Annotated in this window: 1 protein-coding gene; it reads right to left on the bottom strand. The window is 66.2% G+C overall.

All coding sequences use genetic code 11. The features are described 5' to 3' along the window. Positions 1–14: 14 nt before the first annotated feature. Positions 15–1,376, bottom strand: a complete 1,362-nt coding sequence (locus tag ACSR1C_RS20500; RefSeq protein WP_027238795.1) for an IS5 family transposase — start codon at positions 1,374–1,376, stop codon at positions 15–17. Positions 1,377–1,497: the final 121 nt, after the last annotated feature.

The following is a 1,497-nucleotide window of genomic DNA, read 5'->3' on the forward strand; positions in this document are numbered from 1 at the left end:
GTCGCCCCTGAACATCACGCAGCTGCGGCTCTGATGCCGCATTTCGGCCGCGGTAGAGCGATGATCGCACCGATCGCGGCGATGAGAGCGGCGAGGATTTCGGCCACGAGAGCCCTCAGATGGGCCAGGATCATGCGGATGTTGTGCCCGCAGCCGCAGAGCACAGCGTGGAGCGCGTCTCCGAGCGTGCCCTTGAGAGCGCAGCGGGCAAGGCGGCCGTCGGTCTTCATGTGCCCGATCACAGGTTCGATTGCGCTGCGCCGGCGCAGGTCGCGCCGGAGCGCCGGCGTCATCCCGCGGCGCTGGCCCGAGATGAACGCCTCGGTCGTCTGCACACCGTGGCCGCGGTAGCCGCGGTCGACGAAGGCCCTCCTGGGCCGGGTCTCGGTCAGGATCTCCACCTGCTCCAGCGCCTCGCGAAGGGTGTGCCCGTCATAGGGGTTGCCGGGCATCGACCGCATGCCGACGACGAAGCCCTCCCGGTGCGTGGTTGCCACCGACACCTTAGTGCCGAACTCGTAACGGACCCGCGCCTTGCCCTTGGAGATGCAGTCCACCTCGGGCTCGTGCAGTGCGTAGAGCTTGCCCTTGTCCTTCGGCTTCTGCCGCAAGAGCCGGCCCGACAAGGCAATCTCCGCCTCGATCCGCTCCCGCAAACCGGCGTCGGCCACACGGCCCAACTGGCGCTGGATGTCGCGCAGGACGCGCCCGGTATAGCCCTTCAGCCGCCGCAGGGCCTTGCGCATCCGCTTGAACTGGCGCGCATGCGCGTAGCGCCCGACCTGGCCCGACAGCCGCGGCGCAAGCCGCGCGTAGCTCTGGCGCAGGGACAGGCCTGCCTCCTGCGCGAGCGCCACCAGGCGCCGGCGCGCCTTCTCGCAGAGCCGCGCGTCCGTGGGATGCGCGATCGCCTTCTCCATCACCGTCGTGTCCACGATCACCGCCTCGACACTCCGCTCGGAGATCACTCCAGCTTCACGGCCCGCCTCGATCGTCTTGGTCAGAAGCCATTCGACGCCCTCTTCCCCGATCCGCTTGCGCCACCGCGTCAGCGACGAAGGATCGAGCGGGAAGCAATGCTGGAAGAACGTCTCGCCACAGAAGTGCTGGTAATAGGGGTTCTCCACCCACCGCGCCACCACCGCCTCGTCCGAGAGCCGGTAGGCATGCTGCAAATAGAGCAACCCCGCCACCAGTCGCGGCGACGTCGCCGGGCGGCCGGTGTGCGACGTGAAGAACCCCGCCCACTCATCCTCGAAGAACTCCCAGTCGATCAGGGCGGCCAGCTTCACCAGCTCGTGGCGCATGTCGATCATGTCCGTCAGGCGTGGGCGCAACAGGTCGTCCTGTTCAGGGGCGCGGGATTTGGGCTTCATACGTTGATCCGAAATTGCAGGCTTCTCGCCCGAAACCTACCAAATCCTGCAGTTCCAGAATACTGAAAACGCCGCTTCATAAAACAAAATCAATGCGTTGGGACTTGTTCAGGGTGAACTA

The organism is Actibacterium sp. D185-2, from assembly GCF_054954595.1.